Genomic DNA, 23936 nt, shown 5'->3' on the forward strand with positions numbered 1-23936 from the left:
GATGATCGAGATCCTCACCCCGGCCCAGGTCGACCGCGCCCGCCACACCGGCGCCCTCGTCGGCAACATCCTGCAGACGCTGCGCTCGCGCTGCGAGGTCGGGACCAACCTGCTCGACCTCGACCGCTGGACGGCCGAGATGATCCGCGAGGCCGGCGCCGAGTCCTGCTACGTCGACTACGCCCCGTCCTTCGGCCGGGGCCCGTTCGGCCACTACGTCTGCACGGCGGTCAACGACGCCGTGCTGCACGGACGCCCGCGCGACCAGCGCCTCGCCGACGGCGACCTGCTCACCCTCGACCTCGCGGTCCGCCTCGACGGGGTCGCCGCCGACTCCGCGATCAGCTTCGTGGTGGGGGAGAGCCGCCCGGAGGGGAGCGTCGAGCTGATCGAGACCACCCAGCGGGCGCTGGCCGCCGGCATCGCCGCCGCCGGCCCGGGCGCCCGGATCGGCGACCTGTCCCACGCGATCGGCACGGTCCTCGGCGACGCGGGCTACCCGATCAACATGCAGTTCGGCGGCCACGGCATCGGCACGACGATGCACCAGGACCCCCACGTGTCCAACGACGGCCGACCGGGCCGGGGCTACAAGCTCCGCCCCGGCCTGCTGCTGGCGCTCGAGCCGTGGATCATGGCCGACACCGACGAGCTGGTCACCGACGACGACGGCTGGACGCTGCGCAGCGCCACCGGCTGCCTGACGGCTCACAGCGAGCACACGATCGCCATCACGGAGGACGGCGCGGAGGTCCTGACCCTCGCGACCCCCGCCTGACGCTGCTAGTGCACCGTCTCGAGCGGGGCCTCCGYCTCGCTCTCGGTGAGCGGGGTGTCGGCTGAGTCGAGCTTGCTCGGCCACCAGATCTTGCCGCCCAGGTCGAGGTTGAGCGCCGTGACCAGGACCGACCGGACGACGAGCGTGTCGAGCATGACGCCGAGCGCCACGGCCACGCCCAGCTCGGCCAGGAACACCAGCGGCAGCGAGCCGAGCACCAGGAAGGTGGCGGCGAGGACGATGCCGGCCGAGGTGATGACGCCTCCGGTGGAAGCCAGTCCGATCAGGGAGCCCTTGCGGGTGCCGTAGGTGACGGTCTCCTCCCTCACCCGGGTCATCAGGAAGATGTTGTAGTCGATCCCCAGCGCCACGAGGAACACGAACGCGAACAGCGGGAACCCTGGGTCGGACCCGGCAAAGCCGAAGACGTACTCGAAGAGCAGCGCCGAGATACCGAGGGCGGCGCCGAACGACAGCACCACCGTCGCGATCAGGATCACCGGCGCGACCACCGCCCGCAGGAGCCCGATCAGGATCAGGAGCACCACGCCCAGGACCAGCGGCATGATGACCTTGCTGTCGCGCTCGGAGGCGATCTTGGTGTCGAGGTAGAACGCAGCACCGCCCCCGACGACCGCGTCGGCACCCGACACCCCGTGGACGGCCTCGCGGCTGGACTCCACGATGTCGGCCGCGGTGGTCGAGGAGATGTCGGCGTTGACCGTCGCCTCGAACCACACCCGGTCGTCGGAGATCGGCTGGACCTCGCCCGGGGCGCCGAGCCCCTCGACGCCCTCCAGCGACGCCGCGACCTCGGCTGCCTGGTCGGCGTTGGTGACGACCTGGATCGTGTTGGAGTTGTCGGCCAGGCCGTGGTCGGTGAGCAGCGCCTGGCCCTTGATGGAGTCGAACTCCTTCGTGTAGGTGTCCTCGGTGGAGAGCCCGGACGCGTCGAGCCGGAACAGGCCGAGGCAGGCGAGCAGCAGGAGACCGGTGGTCGTGAGCCAGACCCGACGCGGGCGGTGGCTGATCGAGCGACCGACGCGGGCCCAGAAGCCGTTGGCGGTGGGCTCGGCGCTGCGGTAGGCGGGGCGCTTGGGCCAGAAGACCCAGCGGCCGCAGATCACCAGCAGCGCCGGCAGCAGCGTCACCATCACGAGCATGGTGACGGCGACGCCGATGGCGAGGACCGGGCCGAGGCCGGCGGTGGAGTTGAGGTCGGCGAACGACAGGCACAGCATGCTGACGGCCACCGTCGCCGCGCTGGCGAAGATCGCCGGCGCCGCGCGGTGCAGCGCGAACGCCATCGCCTCGTGGCGGTCCTCGTGACGACGGAGCTCTTCCCTGTAGCGCGCGACGAGCAGCAACGCGTAGTCGGTGCCGGCCCCGATCACCAGGATGCTCAGGATGGCCTGGCTCTGGCCGTTGACCGTGAGGTCGGCGTACTTCGCGAGGAGGTAGACCAGGCCGGTCGCGATGAAGTTGGCCGAGACGGCACACAGGATCGGGAGCAGCCACAGGATCGGGCTCCGGTAGGTGAAGAGCAGGATCACGATGACGACGGCGAGCGTCGCGAAGATCAGGTTGGTGTCGATGCCCTCGAAGGCCTCGGCGGAGTCAGCGGCCTGTCCGCCGTAGCCGGCGAGGTGGACCTGCCCGCCGTCGAGCGTGGCGATGCCACGGATCTCGTCGGCGGCGTCGGGGATGTCGTTCCAGCCGTTCGTTCCGAAGTTGAGCACGAAGTAGAGGTAGGCGACCTCGCCGTCGTCGGACACCAGCGTCGGCACCGGCGCCCCCTGGGCCGCGGCTGCCTCCGCGGCCGCAGGCGTCAGCACGCCCTGGTCGGTGACCCCGTCGATCGCGGCGATCTCCGGGCCGTCGGCCTCGATCTGGGCGAGGTCGTCCTCGGTCAGCCCGCCGTCACGCTGGTAGACCACCAGGGTGGGGATGTCGTTGGGGTCGACGGTCTCGGACAGCTCCTCCAGGACCTGGGTCGACTCCGCCGACTCGGGCAGCCACGAAGAGGCCTCGTTGTTCTGGACCGAGGTGAGCTTGGCCGAGAAGGAGGCCATGATCGCGGTGAGCGCCAGGACCGCCACGAGGACGATCCACTTGGTCACGCGGCCGGTCAGGGTCCCAGCGATCTGTCGGTGCATGCCTTTCAGTTGAGCAGCCGGGGGCCGCTACGTGCATCGGTAATTGCCCTGAGGTCTAGACCGGGTCAGGTCCCCGGCGCCCCGTCAGCGGGTCTGGAGCTGGAACGGCGCCCGGGCGTCCATCGTCCCGTGCCGGGGTGCGACGGCGTACTCCATCGAGCCGTCGACGCCGAGCCTCACGACCGCCCACCGGTCGGCCTGGTAGGTCACGACGAGCACGTGGTCGGCGTCCTCCCAGACCTCGTCGAAGTACGTCGCCGAGCGGCCGTTGCGGGCCGAGGTGAACGTCCTCGCCACCGAGCCGTCGGCGGTCGTGAGGAGGTCGAGCGTCCCGGGGCCGAAGCCGTCGGCGTACGCCGGGGTGCCGAGGACGTGGCGGTTGTCCGGGGCGATGTCGGAGAGCTGGTTGTCGCAGCTGCGCCACTTCACCTTCCAGCTGCGCAGCATCGCGCTGCACGAGCCCATGTCGCTCAACGAGGTGATGCCGCCGATCCACGGCCCGCGTCCGGTGGAGGTGAGCCGCAGGTGCGGGGGTCGGTCGACGATGCCGTGCGAGGACGTGTAGTAGGCACGGTTGGGACCGTTGACGTAGACCGTGCACCCGTTGCTGGTCGCGCCCTCCTTGCAGTCCTCGCCGAACAGCGCCACCGCCCGCCCCTTGCCAGAGATGGGGACCGGGTTGAACGACAGCACCCGGTCGCCCGCCTCGTCGATCGACCAGACCTTGCCGGCCTTGCCGGAGAAGGCGACGGCCTTGCCCTGCGCCGAGACCGCCAGGCCGTAGCCGGTGCGCCACTCGCGTCGGCCGGGGGTGCCGTCGGCCCCGATCCAGCGGGTCACGGCGGCGCCGGCACCGATGGTCTGGATGACGTGCCCGGAGCCCATCGGCGCGAACTGGTCGAGGCGGTTGGGCGCGGGTGTGCGGGTGCCGCCGGTCCCGTGGATGACGGTCCGGCCGGAGCGCCGCTCGCTCCAGGCGACGGCGGGCGGGTCTCCCTGCTCGAGTCCGCGGACGTCGAGGACGGTCGAGGGAGCGGGACGGCTGCTCGTGCCGGCGGCGGAGGTCGCCGACGTCGCGGGGGTCGCCGGCGACAGCCCGGCGGCGAGGGCGAGGGTGGCGGCAGCCACCAGGGCGGCGCGCGAGGCCGCGTGGAAGGAGCCGCAGAAGGAGGTGGTCATGTCGAGGAGACGCTCCGGATCGGTGGGAGGTTGCCGGCACCGCCGGGAAACGCGGGCGGGAGGCTGCGGCCCTCGTCGGCGAGCACGTCGCGGAGCCGCTCGGGGTGGTTGGTGATCAACCCGTCGACGCCCAGGCGCACGAGGTGGCGCATGGTGGGCGCGTCGTCGACGACGTAGGGCACGACCGCCAGTCCCGCGGCGTGCGCGGCGTCGACCAGGTCCGCCGTCGCGAAGGGCTGGTACGCCGGGTCGTCCACGCCGGAGCGGAAGGGCGACCCGTGGATCGGCGAGATCGCCGTGAATCCCTGCCGCGCGGCGGTGACGACGAAGTCGTCGTCGACCGCAAGGCCGTCGAACCACGGCGACCGCTCCCCGTCGGCGTCCCGGAGGTACTTCGGGGACACGAGCAGGTTGCGCGCGAGGGCGGGCTCGGCCTCGCCCACGCGGTCCAGCACTCCCCAGTCGAAGCACTGGATGCTCGTGCGGGGGACGAGCCCGTCGACGCGCAGTGCGTCGACGACCCGCTCGACGAATGCCTCGCGCGTCGTGAGGCCGCTGGCGTCGAGGGCGTCGTACTTGATCTCGAGGTTGACCCGCACCGGGTCGGCGCCGCGCTCGGCGAGGAGCGCGGCGACCTGCCGCAGCAGCGGCATCGACGGCGGCAGGTCGGCGCGGGTGATCTCGCGGATCCTCCTCGCGTCGGCCAGTCCGCCGTGGACGGTCGGGTCGTGGTGGACCACGACGTCGTCGTCCGCGGTCAGGTGGACGTCGAGCTCGAGGGTGGAGACCCCGAGCGCGAGGGCGCGGCCGAAGGCCTCGAGGGTGTTCTCGGGCCAGAGCCCCGCACCGCCGCGGTGGGCTTGCAGGTCGAACGTCACGTGTAGAGCTTGTCCACCACGTCGGCGTACTTGGTCCTCACGACGCGGCGCTTGAGCTTGAGCGTGGGCGTGAGCTCCTCGGACTCCGCGGTCCACTCGTCGGGCAGCAGCTCCCAGGCCTTGACCTGCTCGGGGCGCGACAGCCGCTCGTTGGCCTTGTCGACCGCGGCCTGCGCCATCGCGCGGATCTCCGGCTTGGCCGACAGGTCCGCGAGGTCGGTGAACTCGACGCCCATCCTGGCCGCGACCAGCGGTGCGATCTCACCGTCGAGGGTGAGGATCGCGACGACGTACGACTGGCCGTCGCCGAGCGCCATGGCGTGCCCGACGATCGGCGACTCCTTGAGGTAGTTCTCGATGTTGGAGGGCGCGATGTTCTTGCCCGCCGAGGTGATGATCAGCTCCTTCTTGCGGTCGACCACCGAGTAGAAGCCGTCCTCGTCGACCGTGCCGATGTCCCCGGTGCGGATCCAGCCGTCCTCGTCGACGAGGTTGCGGGTGGCGGACTCCTGCTTGTAGTAGCCGGGGGTGTTGACCGGGCCGCGGCACAGGATCTCGCCGTCCTCGGCGAGCCGCACCTCGACGCCGGGGTTGGGCCGCCCGACCGTGCCGAGCTTGAAGGCGTCGGGTCCGTTGGAGGTGAAGGCCCCGGTCGTCTCGGTCATGCCGTAGACGTCGTACACCCGCACGCCGAGCCCGCCCATGAACTTCGCGACCTCGAGCGGCATCGGGGCGGCGGCGCTCGCGGCCCACCGCACCTGGTCGAGGCCGAGCAGCAGGCGCAGGAACGCCAGGATCGCCTCGTCGGCCTTGGCGAAGGCCTCCTCGACCTCCGGCGTCATCGCGTTGCCGTACTCGTGGGCCTGCGTCCACGCGAGACCCGCGGCCATCGCGTCGGTGACCAGCTTCTGGTTGGCGGGGTCGGGGTCCTCGGCAAGCTTGGCCGAGATGCCGGTCTTGATCTTCTCCCAGACGCGGGGGACGCCGAAGAAGGCGGTCGGGTGCACCTCGCCGAGCGCGCCGAGGAGGCCCGCCGGGTCCGGGATCGCGTGCACGTGGCTGCCCAGGAACGGGGGAGCGTACGTCGCCAGGATGCGCTCGGCGATGTGGGCGAGCGGCAGGTAGCTGATGGTGCGCTGCGGGCCGTGCAGGCCGCCGGCGTCGAGGGTGGAGACCGCCTCGTACATCACGTTGTGGTGGGTGAGCACCACGCCCTTGGGGTTGCCGGTGGTGCCGGAGGTGTAGAGGAACGTCGCCGGCAGGTCGGGGGTGATCCGCTCCATCCGCTCGTCGACGGGGCCGGTGTCGTCACCGCGGGCCAGGAGGTCGGGCCACGTCATCACCCGCGGGTCGTCCACGCGGTCGGCGTCGGACAGCATCACCAGGTGGCGGATGGAGTCGACCTCGTCCAGGGCCCGCTCCCACCGCTGGTAGCGGTCGTGGTCCTCGAGCACCACCACGACAGGACGCGACTCGCCCGCGATGAAGGAGACCTGGTCCTGGGCGAGGGTGTTGTAGATCGACATCGGCACGGCGGCCGCGGTCATGGCGCCGTAGTCGGCCAGCGTGTGCGCGGTGCGGTTGGCCGCCATGATCGCCACGGGGTCGCCCGGCTCGACGCCGAGGTCGATCAGGGCGGCGGCGACCCGGCGGGTCAGGTCCCACGTCTCGGTCCAGCTGATCGTCGACCACGTCTCGCCCTCGGGAACGTCGAACTTGTCGGAGAAGGCCGGTGCGTCGCCGTAGGTCTCCGCGGCCTGTCGCACGGTGGCCGGCATGTGCAGCCCGAGGATGCGGGCCTCGTACTCCTCGCGCACTGCCAGGACGTCGGGGTCGGTCTCGGTCGCGGTCATCTCCGGCTCCTCAGGATGCTGGCTGGCGTGCTGCGGGGTGCTGACAGGGGTGTGGCGGGGGTCACATCATGATGGGCCGCGGCCCCGCTGGCTAGGGTCGAAGGATGTACTCCGACCAGGCGCCCTGCTCCGTCTGCGGCTCCGACGCCTGACGCGTCAGCGTGGCGGAAGCCGGTGCAGGACGACGTCCCTGAGCTCGCCGTCGACGGCCGTCGCTGTCAGGTACGTGCAGTGCGGCTGCCGCCGACGGTCGGTGGGGGAGCCGGGGTTGAGCAGCCGGAGCCCGGTGGCGGTGACGGTGTCCCACGGGATGTGGCTGTGGCCGAAGACGAGCACGTCGAGGCCGGCGTGCTCGACGCTCATGCGCTCCTCGCGGCCCTTCGCCTGCCCGGTCTCGTGGACCACGCCGAGGCGGACGCCCTCGACCTCGACCCGGGCGACCTCGGGCAGCCGCTCACGCAGCTCGCCGTGGTCGTTGTTGCCCCAGCACGCGAAGAGCCTGGCCGACCGCGCCTCCAGCTCGTCGAGGAGGCGTACGTCGACCCAGTCGCCGGCGTGGACGACGAGGTCGGCCTCCTCCACGGCCCGCCACACCTCGGCCGGCAGGTCGCGGGCACGCGTGGGGAGGTGCGTGTCCGCCAGGAGCAGGAGTCGGGTCGCCATCTGGTCAGTCAAGCGGTCGCGGTCAACTGCACGGAGATGGGTACCTTCGACGCATGACCTCCGATCAGTCCACCACCGACGACATCGTCGCCGAGTCCGCGCTCCAGCTGTGGTCGGCGGCCCAGACCGACTTCGACCCGTTCGAGGTCGACTCGTCCGACTGGCCGGAGACGGCCGTGCCGGTCCGCGACGCCGACATCGCCGTCGACACGCGGCTCGAGGTCGACGACGTACGCGCCGCGCTGGAGCGGTTGGACGGGGTGAAGGTCGTGGTGGGTCGCGAGGCCGGGACGGTCAGCGTGCTGCGGGTGGTGCCGGAGGACTCGCCGCTGTAGCCGGCTGCCGGAGCTCGGCCTGCACCGTCGCGAGGCGCACCAGGAAGGCGCGCTCGTCGAGCCGCTTGCGGCGCAGCCAGCCGGTGACCTCGTCGTTGCACTTGCTCGCGTTGCACGAGGCGCACGCGGGGACGACGTTGAGCAGCGTGTAGCGGCCGCCGCGGGAGATCGGGAGGACGCAGTCCTTCTGCAGCGAGCCGCCCGTCGCGCCGCAGTAGGCGCACCCGCCCCAGGCCTCCTGGAGCGCGGTCCACTCGCCCGGGCTGAGGTCGTGCTCGACGCTCGCCATCCGCCGCTGGCGCTTCCTGGCCGCTCTCGCGCGGCGGGTGCGGGGCGCTGGCATGGAGTCAGCGTAGGCGCTCAGCCGGTCGACCCGTCTCCCGCTGGGCGTCCATGAAGCCCAGCTGGGCGACCTCGAAGGCCGCGACGAGATCGATGAGGAGCGTGGACGCGGCCGCCGCGAGGTCGTGGGCCTCGTCGAGGTCGCGGGCGGTGGCAAGGACCTCGAGGAACACGTCGTTGTGCACCCGCACGACGTCGAGGAGGCCGACCGAGTCCTGCATCGCGCGACGCCCGAGCTGGTAGGCCGCCTGGAGTCCGGTCTCGTCCCGCTGCCCGAGGTGGCGCAGGAGCAGCGGCGCGTAGTCGAGACGGAAGCGCTCGAGCGGGTCCGTCACGTCGACAGCCACTCCAGGCCTTCCTCGAGGTCCAGCGCCGTCTGCGTCAGCGGGATCCGCACGCCGAGGCGGACCAGCGTCATGGCGACCTCCGGGGCGATGCCGACCACGACGGTCCTGGCACCGCGCAGCTGCGCCATGTAGGCGAGGTCGGCCAGCGTCCTCGCGGCGAAGGAGTCGAGGACGTCCAGCGCCGCCACGTCGATGAGGATCCCGCTGGACCGGTCCCGCCCGACCCGCTCGAGGAGGTCGCGCTGCAGCCGGACGAGCTGTTCGTCGTCGAGCGCGGCGTGGATCGAGACGATCAGGTTCGGCCCCTGCGACAGGATCGAGGCGGGCAGGGGAGCGCGTGGTGCGGTGGGGGCGTCAGTCGGCATCGGGCACCTTCGACACCCGGAACCCCAGCTGGCGTTCCGCCTCCTCGATCCCTCCCTGCAGGTCGCCGACCGTGTGCATCTTGCTCAGGTCGACGCCGATGGTGACGAGGGTCTGGGCGATCTCCGACGACAGCCCCGTGATGATCACGTCGGCACCCATGAGGCGCGAGGCCGTGACGGTGTCGACGAGGGAGTTGGCCACCGCCTCGTCCATGTTCGGGACGCCGGTCACGTCGATGACCACGAGCTTGGCGCGGTGCGCGCGGATCCCGTGCAGGAGCTGCTCGGTGAGCTGCTGGGCCCGGTCCTGGTCGAGCACGCCGATGATCGGCAGGATCAGCAGCCGCTCGCGCACCTGCAGCACCGGGGTCGACAGCTCCAGCAGAGCGTCCTGCTGGTCGCGGATCACCCGCTCCCGCTGCTCGACGAAGCTGACGGCCACCGTGTTCGCGATGCGGTTCGCTGCGGGCTCGTAGGCGTCGAGCACGTGGTTGAGGAGCTCGAAGTCGTCGCGGTACTTCTCGAAGAGCGAGCGGGCCAGCACGTCCCTCAGCAGCAGGACGATCCCGATCACCTCGTGCGTCTCGACGCCGCGCGGGATGATGCGCTCAGAGAGGTCGCGGGCGTAGTGCTGGAGCGCCTTGACGCTGCCCGTCTCGAGCACCTCGACGTAGTTGTCGTACACCGAGGTCGCCTCGGAGAACACCTCCTGGTTCGTCATGGAGGTGAGCAGGTTGGCCTGGGTGATCCGCTCGGCCCACTGCTGCCGCAGGTCGGTGCGGTTGTCGCGCAGGTGGGCGACCAGCTCGGGGAGCAGCTTGTCCTCGCTGTGCACGGGTTCGGCAGTGGCCTCGGTGCTGGACTGATCGGTCATGTCTACGCCTCTCTCGTCGTGCTCGCTCGTCGGTGCTGATCGGTTCACGGCAACCACTTGTCCATCGCCACGGTCGTCCCCTCGCCGGGGACCGACGTCAGGTGGAACCCGTCCATGAGGCGCTTCGCGCCGGGGAGTCCGAGGCCCAGCCCCTGATAGGTGCTGTAGCCGTCCCGCAACGCATCCTCGAGGTTCGCGATCCCCGGCCCCACGTCGCGCGCCACCACGCTGATGCCCCGGCGCCCGTCCTCCGACACCAGGGAGATCGTCACCTCGCCCCGCTCGGCGAACTTGACGATGTTGCGGCTGATCTCGGAGATCGCGGTGGCGATGACAGTCTGGTCGGACAACGAGAAGCCGGCTCGCGCCGCGGCCTCGCGGCCCTGCTGCCTGGCCGTCACGACGTCGGCGTCCCGGGACACCGGCACCCGCACCACGCCATCCTCCTCAGCGGGGCGCCCGCGGCGCTCGAAGAGCCGGTCGGCGAGCTGTGCGCACGTCGTGCACTCGAGGAGGTGGACGTTGGCGTCCAGCTCCCGCTGGCGACGCCGGTCGCCCGTGGAGAGCGATCGCAGCACGGGCCGGCAGCGGTCGGTGGGCGGCTCGACTCCCTCCGCGGCGAGGAGGTACTCGACGCGGAGGCCGGCGCGAGCACGGTTCAGGCGGGCGGCGACCGCCCCGGGGGTGGAGCCGAGCTGGTCCGCCATCGTCCTGGTGTCGTCGCCGTCGACCTCGTGGGCCAGGAGGAGGTCCCGGTCCGCCGCGGACAGGTGGGCCAGCGCGGCGGCGACGAACTCCTGCTCCTCCTGCCGCAGGACGCCGGCGGTGAGGGCCTCACCCTCCGGCGCCTCCGCGCCCGGGGGCTCCGCGAGCAGGTGCGAGCGGCTGCGTGCGCGGTCGTTCCGCTCGGCGTACGACGCCACGACGTGCCGCGCCGTGACCGAGGCGTAGTGCGACAGCTTGTCGGGATCGATGCGCGAGGAGGAGGACATCAGCCGGGCCAACGTCTCCTGGACGAGGTCCTCGAGCGTGTGCGGGTCCTTGATCCTCGCCCCGACCACCCGGCGCACCGTCGGGATGAGGTCGACCAGGGCGCGCTCGTCGTACGGCGGCCCGTCACCGCCCCGCACCGCATCGCTCGCCACAGGGTCCTCCTTCCCGCCGGGAAGCAGGAGCTGCGGCCCCTCGGGTAGACCTCCACGAGTCTATGACCGGCTTCGGCCGAGCGCATGACGCGAACCTCCCTTCGGGCGTGCTGCAGATGGAGCACGCCCAAGCGTGGATCGGGGTTGACCGGGACCCGGGCTCGCGTCATACGCCGACGGCTCGCGGGTCATGGGGACGAACGCGGGGCACGACGACTGAGGAGACGCACGTGGACGGTCAGGACGGACACCCTGGAGACGGTGGCGCCGCGGAGCTGCGGGGACGCGACCTCGAGGCGCGCGTGACGGAGCTCGAGCAGCGCGTGGTGACGCTCGCTGCGGCGGTCGACGCGGCGTCGCGGATGCGCGTCGCCACGCCCTTCAGGGTCAACGAGGACATCCGGATCGCCGGTGGGCGGCTGGTCCGCCGGATCCTGGAGAAGGGCAGCCTCGTCGCCGACTACCGCGGAGCGGGCCGCACCGAATAGCCACCGGCGGCGCCGTGCACGACTACCCCCCGCGGCGTCGCCGGTCCTCACCTCCGGGGCAGGACCCCGGGGACATGGGGTTGCCGGAGAAGGAAAGCAAGCGGTCGCTCGGGCGCCGTCGACATGGAGGGCGACATGGAGGGACTGAGCATGACGGAGACGCGTACGGTGAACGGGGAGGGGGGCGCACGGCGCACCCCACGGTCGGTGCCCGCGACCGCGAGGGCGAACGGGACCGGTGCCGAACGCCCCCTACGCATCGCGCAGGTGGCGCCGCTCTACGAGGCAGTGCCCCCCGGCGCCTACGGCGGGACGGAGCGCGTCGTCGCGACGCTCTGCGACGGGCTGGTCGCACAGGGGCACGACGTCACGCTCTTCGCGCCGGAGACCTCCTCGACCACGGCTCGGCTGGAAGCCTTCGAGAAGCCGTTGCGCGAGCGCTTCGACGCCCACGAGATGGCCAACGTGGCGCCACACCTGCACCTGGAGATGATGGCCGAGCTGGCGGCACGCGCCGACGACTTCGACGTGATCCACTCCCACCTCGACCTGTTGGCGTTGCCGTTCACGCGGCTCATCACCACCCCCACGGTGCTGACCCTGCACGGGCGCCTCGACCTCGACTTCGTGCGCGAGCTCCTGCCCCGCTACGGATCGGTGCCGCTCGTGTCGATCAGCGACGACCAGCGGCGTGCGGTGGCGGACCTCGACCTGACGTGGGCGGCCACCGTCCACAACGGCCTCGACCTGGACCACTACCGGGACGTGCCCCACGACCCGGACGGCTACCTCGGCTTCGTGGGCCGGATCGCGCACGAGAAGGGACCGCTGACGGCGATCGAGGTATCGCGGCGCACCGGGGTGCCCCTTCGGCTGGCGGCCAAGGTCGACCCGACCGACGTCGCCTACTACCAGGAGGAGGTGGCCCCCCAGATGGGTTCCCACGTCCGCTTCGTCGGCGAGATCACGGAGGACGAGAAGCCGACCTTCTACGCCTGTGCGCGCGCCACCCTCTTCCCGAGCGACTGGCCCGAGCCGTTCGGACTGGTGATGATCGAGTCGCTGGCGGCCGGCACCCCGGTGATCGCGCTTCGCCGCGGCTCCGTGCCCGAGGTGATCGAGGACGGCGTGACGGGCTTCATCTGCGACGACGTGGACGAGATGGTCGACGCCGTCGGCAGGATCGACGAGATCGACCCGGAGGCGTGCCGCCGCGGCGCCGCACGGTTCAGCGCCGAGCGGATGTGCGAGGGGTACGTCGACGTCTACCGCTCCCTGCTCTCGAGCTCCGCGGGAACCCCGCTCCCGACGCCGCGGCAGGCGCTGGACCAGGAGCTGGGGCAGCAGGTGTCCCCGGGCGCCGGAGCGAGCTGAGGAGCCAGGAGCTGCCCCCACGTCGGTGCGTCACAGCACCGAGAAGCCCGGCGGAAGTCCCTCCCGGCCCGTGGCGGCGCGCAGGAGCGCCGTGGCACGACCGTCGGTGACGGCGAGCTGCGCGACCAGGTCGAAGGCCTGCATGGCAGGGACCGGGGGCGGCTCGGACACCAGCCCGAGGGCGGCTGCGAGGTCCGCGGTGTGCACGACGAGCTCGAAGGTGCGGGTCGGCAGGTAGTCCGCAAGCCGCATCCCGCCGGCGATCGTGGTGACCACCTCGGTGCCCTCGCACCCAGCGGCCAGGGGGACCACGCGGGCCGCGATCTCCGCGACGGCAGCGGCCGGGTCCCTGCCGAGCGCCTCGCCGGCCGCCCTTCCGCGGTCCGCGACGTCCGGGCCCGCGGCGGCGGCCCGGGTCGCGCGGTAGTAGTCCGCCGTCGACCCGACCTCGACGACCTCCGCCGGACTGGCGAGGTAGGTCTCGACCGTCAGCAGCGCACGGCTGGTGTGGCCGACCAGGCTGCGCACGTCCCACTCGCCCAGGCCGGGCTCCGTCCACCGGCCGTCCACCAGGGCGGCGGTGGCGACGAACCACTCCGCGGCATCGGCGAACGCCCGGCAGGAGGTCGTCCACGAGAAGTCCATCTCGGGAGCGTAGGGCGCGGCACCACTGCACGTCTTCACCGCCCGTTCGGGTGACTCCCCGTTTCCCGTCAGCACGTCTTCCTCAGATCTCGCCCCGGCGTGCCGATCACCTGCACGTGACCACCGCACCGCTCGTGGACCCGGCGGACCTGCTGGCCGCCGCCGAGTCCGTCGAACCCCTGCCCCACACCGTCGCGCGACTGGCCACACTGGTTGCGGACCCGAACGCCGACATCCGCGAGATCAGCGAGATCGTGTCCCTCGACGTCTCACTGACTGCGGACGTGCTGCGCCTGGCCAACTCGGCCGCACTCGGCCACCGCGCCAACATCACGTCGGTGCGTGACGCCGCGGTGCGGCTCGGTACCAGCACACTGCTGTCGCTGACCCTGGCTTCGCGTGTCGGCGGCAGGATGCTGCAGGCGCTGCCGGCGTACGGCCTCCAGCCGGGCGCGCTCTGGGAGCGCTCGGTGGCCGCGTCGATCGCGGCCGAGGTGATCCGCTCCCGCGCCCGTGTTCCGGTCCCGGCGGAGGCAGGGACCGCCGCGCTGCTGCACGACTTCGGCAAGATCGTGCTGGCCCGGCACTTCGGGAAGCAGATCCTGGAGACGCTCGCCCTGGCCGCCGCCACCGACGGCGTGGACCTGCTCGACACCGAGCGGGTGGTCTTCGGGCTCACCCACGCCGACATCGGCGGCGCGGTGGCCGAGGCGTGGGGGCTACCGCTGACCATCGTCGACGGCATCCGGGACCACCACGAGGCGCACGAGGACCTGTCAGCGGTGAGTGCGGCAGTGGCGCTGGCATGCGCGATGTCGTTCGAGATCACCACCCGCGACGCGGACCCGGAGGAGCACGAGAGCCGGGTGGCCCGACGCCGTGAGGTCATGCCCCTCATGAAGGTCCTGCACCTCGACGACGACGACTACCGCGCGATCGTGGCGAGGTCGAGCGAGCGGTTCGACGAGGTGGCCGACCGCTACGGAGGATGAGCCCGCCGGCACCGTGCCCGCGAGACGCATCGACGCCGATCCCCGAAGTCGAGTACGTCCGGGTGCGCGCGGGTGTGCGTCGTGTCCTGACAGGGAACGTGAGGTCGGACCCTGGGGAGGAACTCATGCGCTGGCTCGTGCGAGCGGGGGTGGGCGGTGACACGAGCACTGCTCGTCACGGCCGGGTGCGCTGTGTGGCCGGCGACGTCCGGACGCCGGCGGCCGACTGCAGCTCGGACATCTGCGGGTCGAGGCCACCGGAGTCCATTCGGTGAGGCGTGGGAGGCGCCGACGACCGCGCCACCGGGTCATCGGAAGCGCTGACCGTCCCTGCTCGATCCGGACCTCGGCTGGACCGTGGTGGCGCCAATGCGGCGACAACTGGCCGGATGGGCGCTGGTCCGCGCCGGCGGCAGAGCGGCACGCTGATCACGGTACAGCTCGGAGGTGAGCACTCGAGCCGAGCCGTCGGCGAGCGGTCCGATAAGAGTCACGGGAGGCATTCATGAGTGTCGGATTCATCGGGCTCGGGCACATGGGCCTACCCATGGCGCTCAACATGCTTCGTGCGGGTACGACCCTGATGGTCTGGAACCGGTCTCGCGACAAGGCAGAACTCATGGCCGAGGCCGGCGCCACGGTCGCTCGCAGTCCGGCTCACGTGTTCCGCGACTCGACGACCGTGTTCCTCATGCTGGCGAACGGCGCGGTCATCGACGAGGTGCTCGAGCGTGGCACCCCCCGCTTCGACCAGATGGTGGCCGGACGGACGCTCGTCCACATGGGCACGACGGCGGCGGCGTACTCGGAGCGACTCTCCTGGGACATCACGTCGGCAGGCGGCCGCTATGTCGAGGCACCGGTGTCGGGGTCGCGTCGCCCCGCGGAGGCAGGTCAGCTGGTGGGCATGGTGGCCGGCTCGACCGCAGCCGTGGATGCGGTCGTTCCCCTGCTCGCACCGCTGTGCTCAACCACAGTCACGTGCGGTGAGGTCCCGAACGCCACGCGAATGAAGCTGGCAGTCAACCTCTTCCTCCTCACCCAGGTCGCGGGCCTGGCGGAGGCGTTTCACTTCGCCGAGAACAACGGCTTGGACGTCGAGGCCTTTCGTTCGGTGCTGGACTCCGGGCCGATGGCCAGCGGCGTCTCTCGGATCAAGCTGGAGAAGTTGGTGCTGGGCGACTTCGAGGTGCAGGCGTCGATCAGTGACGTGCACTACAACAGTCGTCTCGTCGCGGAGGCAGCGCGTCGGGTCGGCGTGTCCTCGCCCGTCCTCGACACCTGTCGCGACCTGTTCGCGGAGGCCGAGCAGCTGGGGCACGGTCATGCAGACATGGTTGCGGTGCTGCGAGCGATAGAGGCGCGCACCGAAGCCGGGAGACCGAGACCTGGGTGACCGCGGGTCAACTCAGGTGACCAGAGCGCGGATCGTCGGGCCGCATCGATGGTGCCAAGGTGGCGAGGCGGGCCTCGGGCGGATAGGACCTGCTCGGTGTCGCCGCCTATCTGCGTGGGTGGAAGCGGTAGTCGCCGTTGGCCAGTCGCTCGAGGCGCCATCGTGCTTCGTGGGCCCGATGGTGGTGGTGGCTGCAGAAGAGGACGCCGTCGGCGAGGTCGGTCCGGCCGCCGGTGTGCCACGGGTCGAGGTGGTGGGCCTCGCACCAGGTGCCGGGGACGTCGCAGCCCTCACCGCGACAGGTGCGGTCGCGGACGAGGAGGGCCTTTCGTTGGGCTGGTGTGTAGAGGCGGCGGGTGCGGCCGAGGTCGAGGGGGAGGCTGTCGCCGCCGAGGACGGCGGGGAGGATCTTCGCGGTGCACGCCAGCCGCCTGGCCTGGGCGGCGGTGATCTGGTCGCCGGTGAGGTCGTCGCCCGGGACGAGGCCGGCGCCGATGAGGTCGGCGGTGGCGAGGTCGGCCTTGAGTGCGTCGAAGTCGATGGTGACCACGAGGGTGGTGGCGTCGCCGCCGTGGATCGGGAGCCGGGTGGGGTCGAGGGTCTCGAGGAGCTGGACGAACGCCTGGCCCATCCGCTTCGGGTACGCCAGCCGGGCCACCGGGTCACCAGCAGGCTCGGCGCCCCGGTCACCAGCAACCCGCGGGTTGGTGAACGCTTCGAGGTAGGTCGCGAACCGGGTGGCGGCGGCGTCCGGGACCCGGCCCGAGATGCGGGTGGTGCCGTCGCCGAGGCGCCGCATCGTCAGCCGGGTGTGCTGCTCGGCGTGGGTTTCGAGGTCGGCCAGGCGGGCGGCTTCGGTGGCCTCGGCGATCTCGGGTGCGACGACGTCGAGGATCCGGCGTCCGATCCGGCCGAGCTCCTTCGGACCGAACTCCCCGGCCCGGTCGACGAGGTGCGCCTCGGCCAACGCCACCGTCCCCGCATCCACGCCGGCGGGCAGCAAGCCGAGCGCGCGGTCGATCACCCGCGCCTGGGCCAGCGACGCCGCGCCCTCCCGCATCGCCGCGGCGAGGACCGGTCGGTCGCGGTCCAGCGCGCCGGCGAGCCGCAGGTCGGCTCGCGCGTCGGCGTACGACGTCCGGGTGTGCTGCGCCAACCAGCCCGCCGCATCCCTCGCCGCCGTGTCCGCGGCGAGGTCACCGGCACCAGCCAGGATCCGCAACCGCAGCTCCACCAGCTGGGCTTCCGCCGCCGCCAGCTCACGCAGCGCCGCCGCCTTCTCGTCGACCGTCATGAACGTCGGGTTCGCGCCGGCCACGGCCTTGAGCGACGCCCGGACGTCGCAGGCCGCAGCGATGATCGGGTGACGGATCACGGGCGGCCTCCTTCGACGACGGGTTCCACACCGCACACACGTGCGGCAGGTCAACGGGTCGTCACCAGGACGCCAACTGGGCCGAGGCCCTCGTAGCACACCTCATCCGGGTTCAGCACGATCTTACTCAGGTTCTGCGGTATTCGCAAGGGTGTTCGATGAGTAGATCGATGCCCGCCGATGTCCTTGCCTCCGGGCGTGACCTCCTTCCACCTGCGCCCGTTGTGTGACAGCGCGATCGTCCGCCTGCCTGTGCGCGCGAGGACCCAGCCACCCGAGGAACCGATGCCGCCGGCCCGGAATGGGCTACGCCGGAGGCGCAGCCCATGGCCGCCCATGCCCTGCTCGTACACGGTTCAGCATCTCCTTGCGGCTGGGTGCGCAAGCGTTACCGGCGAATCACGGCCGGCGGTCTACAGGATCGCGGCGGGCTTTGCGGCCTCGGCGACCGGGGCCGAGGGGGAGACCGCGGTCGGGACGATGACAACCCTCACGTCGTCGGCCGCAAACCCTTGGCGCACTGCCGCGGCCCGCAGTCTCGCGACCTTCCGTTCCGCGGCGGCCTCAGCCTTTCCGTCGTCAGGATCCTCTTCCGCCTTTGCCAACGCGCGGATCGCGCCCGTTGTGAGGTTCTGCCGGGTGGCCACCATGGCGTACCACATCAGAAGGATGGCTGCGGCGGAGCCGGAGACGACGGAGGCCCACCAGGGCCAGAATTCCACCTCGACGAGCTGGTAGAGGATGACGCCGAGCTGCCCGCTCGTCGCCGTCAACGTCAGAGCGCCTGCGACCAGCAACCCGCGCGGCGTGACGTACAGACCAGCTGGTACCTCGGCCCACTGGGAGCCGTCCGCGTCTCCAGTAGCCACCTCTGGCCGCTTGAGGCCGCGCTTGCGCAGCGACTGCAAGAGCATCGGGCTGATCCCCGCCAGTCCCACCGACAGCGCGGCGGCGATGGCAGCGGTTGTCATGAGCGTCTTCCCCGAGTCGCCGAGCAGGTCGGTGAGGAGGTCCTTCGCGCCGAAGAGCGCGGTGAAAAGCGCGGTGACGACGGTGGCGTTCGCTGCCCAGCTGTCTGCGAACTTCCACGAGGCGTCCAGCCCTGGCAGGGTCATCACGACCTTGTTCGAAGCGGGCGGATCGGTCACGCCTGCTGCGACGCCATCCGGCTTCGGGTTGTCATCATTCCCCGGGGGAATGTCGCTCGACCACGAGCGCCAGACGACGACAAGCAGTCCCGCGACGACCACCCCGACGATCGCGTAGATGGCGAGGATCGCTGCCCAGTTCGGATCAGAGCTCGCGGGCGGGGTGGCGTGCATCGTGAACGTCTCGTCGTTCGCGTCGGTGTTGACGATGAAGTCTGTGCCCTTTTCCCTGTCCGGGTCACACGCGGCAGCGAACTTGACCGTCACTTTCGTGTGCCGGTACGCGTCGATCTCGAGCCTCTTGGCCTCGGTCGGGCTGACGATCTTGCAGTCGTCGTCCCTGACCGCACCCAGGGTCACCCAGACATCGATCCCGTCCGCGGTCGGGTTCTCAATGGTGACGTCCGCGGTAGCTGTGCCGTCATCAGCAATCGTCAGGCTCACGTCCGTCGAACTGCTGACCAAGACCGGCCCGTCGGGCACCGCAGTAGCTGAAGCGGCCCCTGCGGCTGCTGGCTGCAGCCCGAGAATGACGCCGGCCGCGGCCGCTGCGGCAAGGACTCGAATGTGCATGGGATCCCCTCGTCCCCTACAGGTAAAGGGCAGGTTGGCAGCACTTCCCGCGGCTCGGCATCACCCGTAGTGGGTAGCACCGTTATCTGAACGGGCCCTTGTCGTTTGCGCTGGAGCAGGCACCTGCCCAGGCCACGCCTGCCCAGGCACTGAAAGTGCGACCCCGGCTGCGGAGGTCATGGCTAGAACGGCGCCTTGATCCCGACCGCACCCCGGACGAGCGGCAGGGAGGTGCGTCAGCTTGGCGAGCCGGTGCTGCGACATCGGCCGGGGCGAGGCGGGACGGGCTGAGGTCCCAAGCCGCCGGGAGCGTGGGGGAGTGCGGACCTTCGTCGCAGTGCCCCTCATCCTTTGGTCCCTCTTTCGGGCCGGTCCAGCAGGAGGCCGCGCCAGGGTCGTCGGGCGTTCACGGTGGGACCCCCTCCGGGACACGTGGCTGCACTCAGATGCGTGGCGGACGGCGTACTCCGTCCCCCGCGCCTGCGCGCGGGCCGCCCGTGAAAGGGAATGATGAAGCAGACCGTGGCCACCCCAGGCCGACCACGACGCCTCGCGCCGCTCCTGGTGTCGACCGGCGTCGCGTCGGTGCTCCTTGCGAGCACCACCACCCTGATCGCCGACGACCCGGCTGCCGCCGCGGTGTCGACCGATCCGCTGATCAGCACCACCGACACGACCTGGCGCTACCTCGACGACAACACGGAGCCGCACCGCGGCGCCGAGGACGTGCTGGCGTGGACCGGAGCGTCGTACGACGCCTCCGACTGGAAGTCGGCTCCCGGCTCGTTCGGCGCCATCCGTGGCCAGCTCGGCTCGGTGAGCGGCCTCACGCCGAAGACCCTGCTCAACCAGTACGTCGACGGGGCGTCCGCGCCCAACGTGCCGACGTTCTTCCTCCGCAGCACCTTCGACATCGACGCCCAGACGATCGAGTCGATCGCCGGGCTCGGTGCCGAGGTCGTCTTCGACGACGCGGTCCGCGTCTACGTCAACGGCGACCGGGTCTACAACGCCGCCGACGAACGGGCGACCGACACCTCGACCAACCTGCAGTACGCCGGCAACTCGGGCGGTGCGCCCGTCACCGGCACCTTCACGATCTCTCCCGAGGTGCTCGAGCCCGGTACCAACACGGTCGCCGTCGCGCTCTACCAGGACCGCGACACCAGCAGCGACATCTACTTCGACTTCAAGGAGCTGGTGCCCGTCCTCGAGACGCCGTCGACCCTGCCCCCGTCGCGGGTCATCCTGACCCCCACCGAGGACCCGACCCGCTCGCAGTCCTTCTCCTGGCAGGCCGGCAACGAGGGTGAGACCGTCGGCCGCGTGCAGGTCCAGCCGTCCGCCGGCGGGCTCACCCGCACGCTCCGCGGCTACCCGCAGGGAGTGGTGAACAACAACCCGCTCGAGCACTTCTCCGCGACCGTCGGTGGGCTCCAGCAGGGCACCGAGTACCGCTACCGCGTCGGCAACCCCGACGCGTGGAGCGAGTGGCAGACCTTCACCACCGCCGACCCGTCGGTCACCGACTTCTCCTACATCTACTACGGGGACGCGCAGATCGGCCTCGACACCACGTGGCCCAAGGTGGTCGACCAGTCGCTCGCGACCGCGCCCGACGCCATCGGCTCCGTGCACGCCGGCGACCTGATCGACACGGCCAGCAACGAGACCCAGTGGATCAACTGGTTCAAGGGCATGGAGACGTCCGCGGCCACCAAGAACATCATGGCCGCGCCCGGCAACCACGAGTACTCCGGCGACCGCTACATGAAGGCGTGGAAGGCGAACTTCGAGTACCCCCTCAACCAGCCCACGGTCGAGACGATCGGGGACATGGCCGAGCTGGCTGAGGGCGACGACGAGGTCGCCGCGCAGTACCGCGCCTACTTCGAGCACTGGTCGGAGTTCGCGGCCGAGACGGTCTACTTCACCGACTACCAGGGCGTGCGGTTCATCACCGTCAACGCCAGCCGCGACACGACGTTCCTGACGCCGGCGAACCTGCCCGTGTGCCTCGCCACCAACTGTCCGTCGACCAAGGTCGGCGAGCTGTGGACCGAGTACCAGGCGAAGTGGCTCGACCACGTGCTGTCGACGACCGACTCGAAGTGGAACGTCGTCACCTTCCACCAGCCGGTCTACTCGACCAGCGCGGGCCGCAACGAGCCGATCCTGCGCAAGTACTGGGTGCCGGTGTTCCAGAAGCACAACATCGACCTGGTGCAGATGGGCCACGACCACACCTACGCCCGCGGGTACAACAACGACGACGTGACGGCCGACGCCGGGATCACCGACGGCCCGGTCTACATCGTGTCCAACTCGGGCGCCAAGCACTACGAGCTCGAGACCGACGAGCGCAACGTGTGGACGCTCAACGGCGCGACCCAGGTCCTCCGCGGCGCCGGCGTGACGACGTACCAGGTCATCGACGTCACCAAGGACACGCTCGTCTACACCTCCTACCTGGCGGAGAAGACCGCCGCCGCCACGACCGACCTCGCGATCGGCGACGTCTACGACCGGTTCACGGTCACCAAGACCGACGACGGCCGCAAGTGGGTCACCGAGGCCGGTGTCGACGCGCCGGTCCCCGCCCCCACCCCGGGGCCCACGCCGGAGCCGACCCCGGCCCCGACGCATGCTCCGACGCCGGCCCCGACGCCGGCCCCGGCGACATCGCCGGCACCGTCCCCGGCGCCTGCGATGGTGCAGACCGACGTCCGTCCGCGGACCTCGAACCTCCGGGTCGGCCGGAAGGCCGTCGTGCGCCTGGACGCCACCGCGGCCGGCACCGTGCGGATCACCGCGAAGCGGGGCAAGGTCACCGTGGTCCGGGTCGTCGAGGTCGACGGCGACGCGCGCCGGTCCGTGAGGCTGCCGCGCAAGCTCACCAAGAGGGCCGGCCGGCTCGTCGTCCGGGTCGTGCTCACGCCGACCGCGAGCACTGACCTGCCGTCGCGCACGACCCTGCATACCGCGGTACGCCGCTGACGCGGGTCAAGCGGTCCTGACGCACGTCGGGAGCCGGTCCACGAGGGCCGGCTCCCGGCGTGCGTGCGTCGTCCGGCCGGAGCCTCACGCCCGCGAACGCCACGGGGCCATGTTCAGCCCGGGATACCGCTGGCCCACGCCGTCGAGCGTCTCGGCGGTCCAGTAGGGGTGCCCGGGAGCGGGGAACCCGAACAGCTCCAGCTGGCGCGGGCCGGCGTGCTCCACGAAGTCGTACCAGCACGGGTCGTGGCTGCGGTCGGCCCAGGCATGGCGCTGCGCCCACTCGGCAGCCGCCGGGCGGTAGTTGAGGTGCATGGAGAACCGCGCTCCGCGGGGCCGGGTGATCGCGGCCCCTCGGTGGACCGTCTGCGGCTGGAAGGCGACGACCGTCCCGGGCGGGCCGGTCGCCGGCACCTCCTCCCGGTACAGGTCAGGACGCCCGGTCGAGTCGACGAACCCCGCCTCGGTGTCGCTGGCGTTCCCGCGCGGGAAGAAGTTCGGCTTGGCCGGCAGCCCGTCCGTGGTGGCGGTCCGCGGAACCATCCGCGGTGCGCCGAGCTCGACCGTCACCTCGGAGAGGAAGACGAAGAGCTCGAGCTGGCGGTACGCCGGCGCGGTGGAGGGCGCCAGGACGGTGTGGTTGAGGTAGTCGCGGTGGAGGTCCTGGTCGTAGTCGGCGGCGCCTTCGTACTTCGCCCAGGCCTCCGCCGAGTAGAGGCGGATGTCCGAGGTCCCGAGCAGGGTCGTCGCGAGCGCGACCACTGCGTCGCAGACCGGGATCCGGTTGAGAGCGGGGCTCGCGAACGGGAAGCCGTCGATCCCGTCGAACTCGTCACCGACGAACCGGGCGTTGCGGTCCGGGTCGGCTCCGTCGTGGAAGTCGGCCGCGGACGGGAACAGGAGTCCGAGCTCGTCGACGGCGGGGGCGAGGTCGGTGGCGGGGAGGTAGCCGGGCAGGACGACGAAGCCGTCCTCGATCCACGACCGCGTTGCGGCATCCAGGTCCATGCACCGGTTCTACGCACTGGGCGCTTCTCACGCACCCGCTTTTCTCGCGCGCCCCGTTGACCGCCTGACCTAGGGTCGCCGCATGAGAGCCGACGTGGTGGTCGTGGGCGCCGGCCTGTCGGGCGTCGCCTGCGCCCGCGAGCTCCGAGCGGCCGGCCTCGACACCCGCGTCCTCGACCGCGGTCGTGTGCCGGGGGGCCGGATGGCGGCCCGCACCCTGTGGGACCGTCGCGTCGACCTGGGTGCGTCCTACCTCACCGTGAGCGACCCCGGGTTCGCCGCCGTCGTCGACGACTGGGCCGAGCGCGGGCTGGCCCGCGAGTGGACCGACACGTTCACGGCGCTGGGCGCAGGCGCGCCGGACAGCAAGACCGGGCCGGTCCGCTGGGGAGCGCCCCACGGCCTGCGGTCGCTGGTCGAGGACCTCGCCGCCGACCTGGCCGTCGAGCGACGGGAGGTGCGAGCGTTGACGGAGCTCGACGCGGACGCCGTCGTCCTCGCCATGCCCGACCCGCAGGCCCGCCGGCTCGTGGGCGACCACCCGGTCGGCGACGAGCTGCACCGGGAGTGGGAGCCGGTCATCGCCGTGGCCGGCCGGTGGTCCGGTCGCACGTGGGACGGCGTCAGCCCGACCGGTCGCTTCGACGGGGCCTTCGTCAACGACGACCCCGACGTCGGCTGGATCGCCGACGACGGCCGGCGCCGCGGCGACGACGCCCCGGTGCTGGTCGCCCACTCGACCCCCGACCTGGCCGCGCGCCACCTCGACGACCCGGCCGGCGCCGCACCCGCGGTGCTGCAGGCCGTCCGGAGGCTGCTCGACATCGGCGAGTCGCAGGACGCCCACGTCCACCGCTGGACCTTCGCCCGTCCGACGGGTCGGCGCGAGCAGCCCTACGCCCTCGTCGACGGCGAGCGCCTCGTCGGCGTGTGCGGCGACGGGTGGGGCGAGACGCCGAAGGTCGAGACCGCCTGGCTCTCCGGCGTACGCCTCGGGCGCGCGCTCGCCGCGCGGCTCGCGTGAC

22 protein-coding genes are annotated in these 23936 nt (G+C 71.4%); 8 read left to right on the plus strand and 14 right to left on the minus strand.

Annotated elements, in window-relative coordinates; translation table 11 throughout:
- The first annotated feature begins 1 nt into the window (after position 1).
- Positions 2-778: a type I methionyl aminopeptidase gene (map, locus tag ACXJKB_RS13450; RefSeq protein ID WP_457189122.1), complete on the plus strand. Its 777-nt coding sequence runs from the start codon at positions 2-4 to the stop codon at positions 776-778.
- A gap of 5 nt (positions 779-783) precedes the next feature.
- Here the strand turns inward: map and ACXJKB_RS13455 are convergent, their stop codons facing one another.
- The 5 genes from ACXJKB_RS13455 to ACXJKB_RS13475 all read right to left on the minus strand — a co-directional run bounded on the left by ACXJKB_RS13455 (position 784) and on the right by ACXJKB_RS13475 (position 7507).
- Positions 784-2934, minus strand: a complete 2151-nt coding sequence (locus ACXJKB_RS13455) for an MMPL family transporter (protein WP_457189124.1) — start codon at positions 2932-2934, stop codon at positions 784-786.
- Positions 2935-3018: 84 nt separating this feature from the next.
- Complete coding sequence (locus ACXJKB_RS13460; RefSeq protein WP_457189126.1) at positions 3019-4113, minus strand: hypothetical protein; 1095 nt, start codon at positions 4111-4113, stop codon at positions 3019-3021.
- Positions 4110-4991, minus strand: coding sequence for a glycerophosphodiester phosphodiesterase family protein (locus tag ACXJKB_RS13465; RefSeq protein WP_457189128.1), 882 nt, complete (start codon positions 4989-4991; stop codon positions 4110-4112). Before ACXJKB_RS13465 ends, ACXJKB_RS13460 begins: the two co-directional genes overlap by 4 nt.
- Positions 4988-6844: an AMP-dependent synthetase/ligase gene (locus tag ACXJKB_RS13470; RefSeq protein ID WP_457189130.1), complete on the minus strand. Its 1857-nt coding sequence runs from the start codon at positions 6842-6844 to the stop codon at positions 4988-4990. Before ACXJKB_RS13470 ends, ACXJKB_RS13465 begins: the two co-directional genes overlap by 4 nt.
- A gap of 156 nt (positions 6845-7000) precedes the next feature.
- On the minus strand, positions 7001-7507 hold the full coding sequence (locus ACXJKB_RS13475; protein ID WP_457189132.1) for a metallophosphoesterase family protein: 507 nt from the start codon (positions 7505-7507) through the stop codon (positions 7001-7003).
- Between the two features lie 53 nt (positions 7508-7560).
- On the opposite strand from ACXJKB_RS13475, the gene ACXJKB_RS13480 reads away from it, so the two are divergent.
- Positions 7561-7842 carry a hypothetical protein gene (locus tag ACXJKB_RS13480; RefSeq protein ID WP_457189134.1) on the plus strand — a complete coding sequence of 94 codons (282 nt, stop codon included), beginning with the start codon at positions 7561-7563 and terminating at the stop codon, positions 7840-7842.
- Here the strand turns inward: ACXJKB_RS13480 and ACXJKB_RS13485 are convergent.
- From ACXJKB_RS13485 to ACXJKB_RS13505, 5 genes are read right to left on the minus strand one after another with little or no spacing between them, the layout of a single operon-like run.
- Positions 7802-8185, minus strand: a complete 384-nt coding sequence (locus tag ACXJKB_RS13485) for an HNH endonuclease (RefSeq protein WP_457189136.1) — start codon at positions 8183-8185, stop codon at positions 7802-7804. The genes ACXJKB_RS13480 and ACXJKB_RS13485 overlap by 41 nt on opposite strands.
- A gap of 4 nt (positions 8186-8189) precedes the next feature.
- A complete protein-coding gene (locus ACXJKB_RS13490; protein ID WP_457189138.1) occupies positions 8190-8519 on the minus strand; it encodes a phosphatase RsbU N-terminal domain-containing protein in 330 nt (109 codons plus the stop codon).
- Positions 8516-8896 (minus strand): STAS domain-containing protein, encoded by a 381-nt coding sequence (locus tag ACXJKB_RS13495; protein WP_457189140.1) that lies wholly within the window; start codon positions 8894-8896, stop codon positions 8516-8518. Before ACXJKB_RS13495 ends, ACXJKB_RS13490 begins: the two co-directional genes overlap by 4 nt.
- The gene (locus ACXJKB_RS13500) at positions 8886-9770 is read right to left on the minus strand and encodes an STAS domain-containing protein (protein WP_457189142.1); all 885 of its coding nucleotides are present in this window, start codon (positions 9768-9770) and stop codon (positions 8886-8888) included. Before ACXJKB_RS13500 ends, ACXJKB_RS13495 begins: the two co-directional genes overlap by 11 nt.
- A 44-nt stretch (positions 9771-9814) precedes the next feature.
- On the minus strand, positions 9815-10915 hold the full coding sequence (locus tag ACXJKB_RS13505; protein ID WP_457189144.1) for a sigma-70 family RNA polymerase sigma factor: 1101 nt from the start codon (positions 10913-10915) through the stop codon (positions 9815-9817).
- Between the two features lie 230 nt (positions 10916-11145).
- On the opposite strand from ACXJKB_RS13505, the gene ACXJKB_RS13510 reads away from it, so the two are divergent.
- Positions 11146-11403, plus strand: a complete 258-nt coding sequence (locus tag ACXJKB_RS13510) for a hypothetical protein (protein ID WP_457189146.1) — start codon at positions 11146-11148, stop codon at positions 11401-11403.
- 267 nt (positions 11404-11670) lie between these two features.
- The gene (locus tag ACXJKB_RS13515; RefSeq protein WP_457189148.1) at positions 11671-12777 is read left to right on the plus strand and encodes a glycosyltransferase family 4 protein; all 1107 of its coding nucleotides are present in this window, start codon (positions 11671-11673) and stop codon (positions 12775-12777) included.
- Positions 12778-12807: 30 nt separating this feature from the next.
- Here the strand turns inward: ACXJKB_RS13515 and ACXJKB_RS13520 are convergent, their stop codons facing one another.
- Positions 12808-13422, minus strand: coding sequence for a maleylpyruvate isomerase N-terminal domain-containing protein (locus tag ACXJKB_RS13520; RefSeq protein WP_457189150.1), 615 nt, complete (start codon positions 13420-13422; stop codon positions 12808-12810).
- 116 nt (positions 13423-13538) lie between these two features.
- On the opposite strand from ACXJKB_RS13520, the gene ACXJKB_RS13525 reads away from it, so the two are divergent.
- On the plus strand, positions 13539-14414 hold the full coding sequence (locus ACXJKB_RS13525; protein ID WP_457189152.1) for an HDOD domain-containing protein: 876 nt from the start codon (positions 13539-13541) through the stop codon (positions 14412-14414).
- A 505-nt stretch (positions 14415-14919) separates the two neighbouring features.
- A complete protein-coding gene (locus ACXJKB_RS13530; RefSeq protein WP_457189154.1) occupies positions 14920-15810 on the plus strand; it encodes an NAD(P)-dependent oxidoreductase in 891 nt (296 codons plus the stop codon).
- A gap of 106 nt (positions 15811-15916) precedes the next feature.
- On the opposite strand, the gene ACXJKB_RS13535 is transcribed toward ACXJKB_RS13530, so the two are convergent.
- Positions 15917-17185, minus strand: a complete 1269-nt coding sequence (locus tag ACXJKB_RS13535; RefSeq protein ID WP_457189156.1) for a DUF222 domain-containing protein — start codon at positions 17183-17185, stop codon at positions 15917-15919.
- A gap of 413 nt (positions 17186-17598) precedes the next feature.
- Positions 17599-18906, minus strand: a complete 1308-nt coding sequence (locus ACXJKB_RS13540; RefSeq protein ID WP_457189157.1) for a hypothetical protein — start codon at positions 18904-18906, stop codon at positions 17599-17601.
- A 510-nt stretch (positions 18907-19416) separates the two neighbouring features.
- Between ACXJKB_RS13540 and ACXJKB_RS13545 the strand changes: the two genes are divergently transcribed.
- Positions 19417-21903, plus strand: a complete 2487-nt coding sequence (locus tag ACXJKB_RS13545; RefSeq protein WP_457189159.1) for a fibronectin type III domain-containing protein — start codon at positions 19417-19419, stop codon at positions 21901-21903.
- An 84-nt stretch (positions 21904-21987) separates the two neighbouring features.
- Here ACXJKB_RS13545 and ACXJKB_RS13550 read toward each other — a convergent pair whose 3' ends face one another.
- The gene (locus tag ACXJKB_RS13550; RefSeq protein WP_457189161.1) at positions 21988-22911 is read right to left on the minus strand and encodes a phytanoyl-CoA dioxygenase family protein; all 924 of its coding nucleotides are present in this window, start codon (positions 22909-22911) and stop codon (positions 21988-21990) included.
- 82 nt (positions 22912-22993) lie between these two features.
- Between ACXJKB_RS13550 and ACXJKB_RS13555 the strand changes: the two genes are divergently transcribed.
- Positions 22994-23935, plus strand: a complete 942-nt coding sequence (locus ACXJKB_RS13555; RefSeq protein ID WP_457189163.1) for an NAD(P)/FAD-dependent oxidoreductase — start codon at positions 22994-22996, stop codon at positions 23933-23935.
- Position 23936: the final 1 nt, after the last annotated feature.

Source organism: Nocardioides sp. P5_E3, from assembly GCF_054049275.1.

Excerpts from the sequence above, each read along its gene's own strand:
- ACXJKB_RS13500 (WP_457189142.1), bottom strand. The coding sequence starts at position 9,770 with ATGACCGATCAGTCCAGCACCGAGGCCACTGCCGAACCCGTGCACAGC.
- ACXJKB_RS13550 (WP_457189161.1), bottom strand. The coding sequence starts at position 22,911 with ATGGACCTGGATGCCGCAACGCGGTCGTGGATCGAGGACGGCTTCGTC.
- ACXJKB_RS13520 (WP_457189150.1), bottom strand. The coding sequence starts at position 13,422 with ATGGACTTCTCGTGGACGACCTCCTGCCGGGCGTTCGCCGATGCCGCG.
- map (WP_457189122.1), top strand. The coding sequence starts at position 2 with ATGATCGAGATCCTCACCCCGGCCCAGGTCGACCGCGCCCGCCACACC.
- ACXJKB_RS13530 (WP_457189154.1), top strand. The coding sequence starts at position 14,920 with ATGAGTGTCGGATTCATCGGGCTCGGGCACATGGGCCTACCCATGGCG.
- ACXJKB_RS13540 (WP_457189157.1), bottom strand. The coding sequence starts at position 18,906 with ATGCACATTCGAGTCCTTGCCGCAGCGGCCGCGGCCGGCGTCATTCTC.
- ACXJKB_RS13475 (WP_457189132.1), bottom strand. The coding sequence starts at position 7,507 with ATGGCGACCCGACTCCTGCTCCTGGCGGACACGCACCTCCCCACGCGT.
- ACXJKB_RS13545 (WP_457189159.1), top strand. The coding sequence starts at position 19,417 with ATGAAGCAGACCGTGGCCACCCCAGGCCGACCACGACGCCTCGCGCCG.
- ACXJKB_RS13470 (WP_457189130.1), bottom strand. The coding sequence starts at position 6,844 with ATGACCGCGACCGAGACCGACCCCGACGTCCTGGCAGTGCGCGAGGAG.
- ACXJKB_RS13460 (WP_457189126.1), bottom strand. The coding sequence starts at position 4,113 with ATGACCACCTCCTTCTGCGGCTCCTTCCACGCGGCCTCGCGCGCCGCC.
- ACXJKB_RS13495 (WP_457189140.1), bottom strand. The coding sequence starts at position 8,896 with ATGCCGACTGACGCCCCCACCGCACCACGCGCTCCCCTGCCCGCCTCG.
- ACXJKB_RS13485 (WP_457189136.1), bottom strand. The coding sequence starts at position 8,185 with ATGCCAGCGCCCCGCACCCGCCGCGCGAGAGCGGCCAGGAAGCGCCAG.
- ACXJKB_RS13555 (WP_457189163.1), top strand. The coding sequence starts at position 22,994 with ATGAGAGCCGACGTGGTGGTCGTGGGCGCCGGCCTGTCGGGCGTCGCC.
- ACXJKB_RS13480 (WP_457189134.1), top strand. The coding sequence starts at position 7,561 with ATGACCTCCGATCAGTCCACCACCGACGACATCGTCGCCGAGTCCGCG.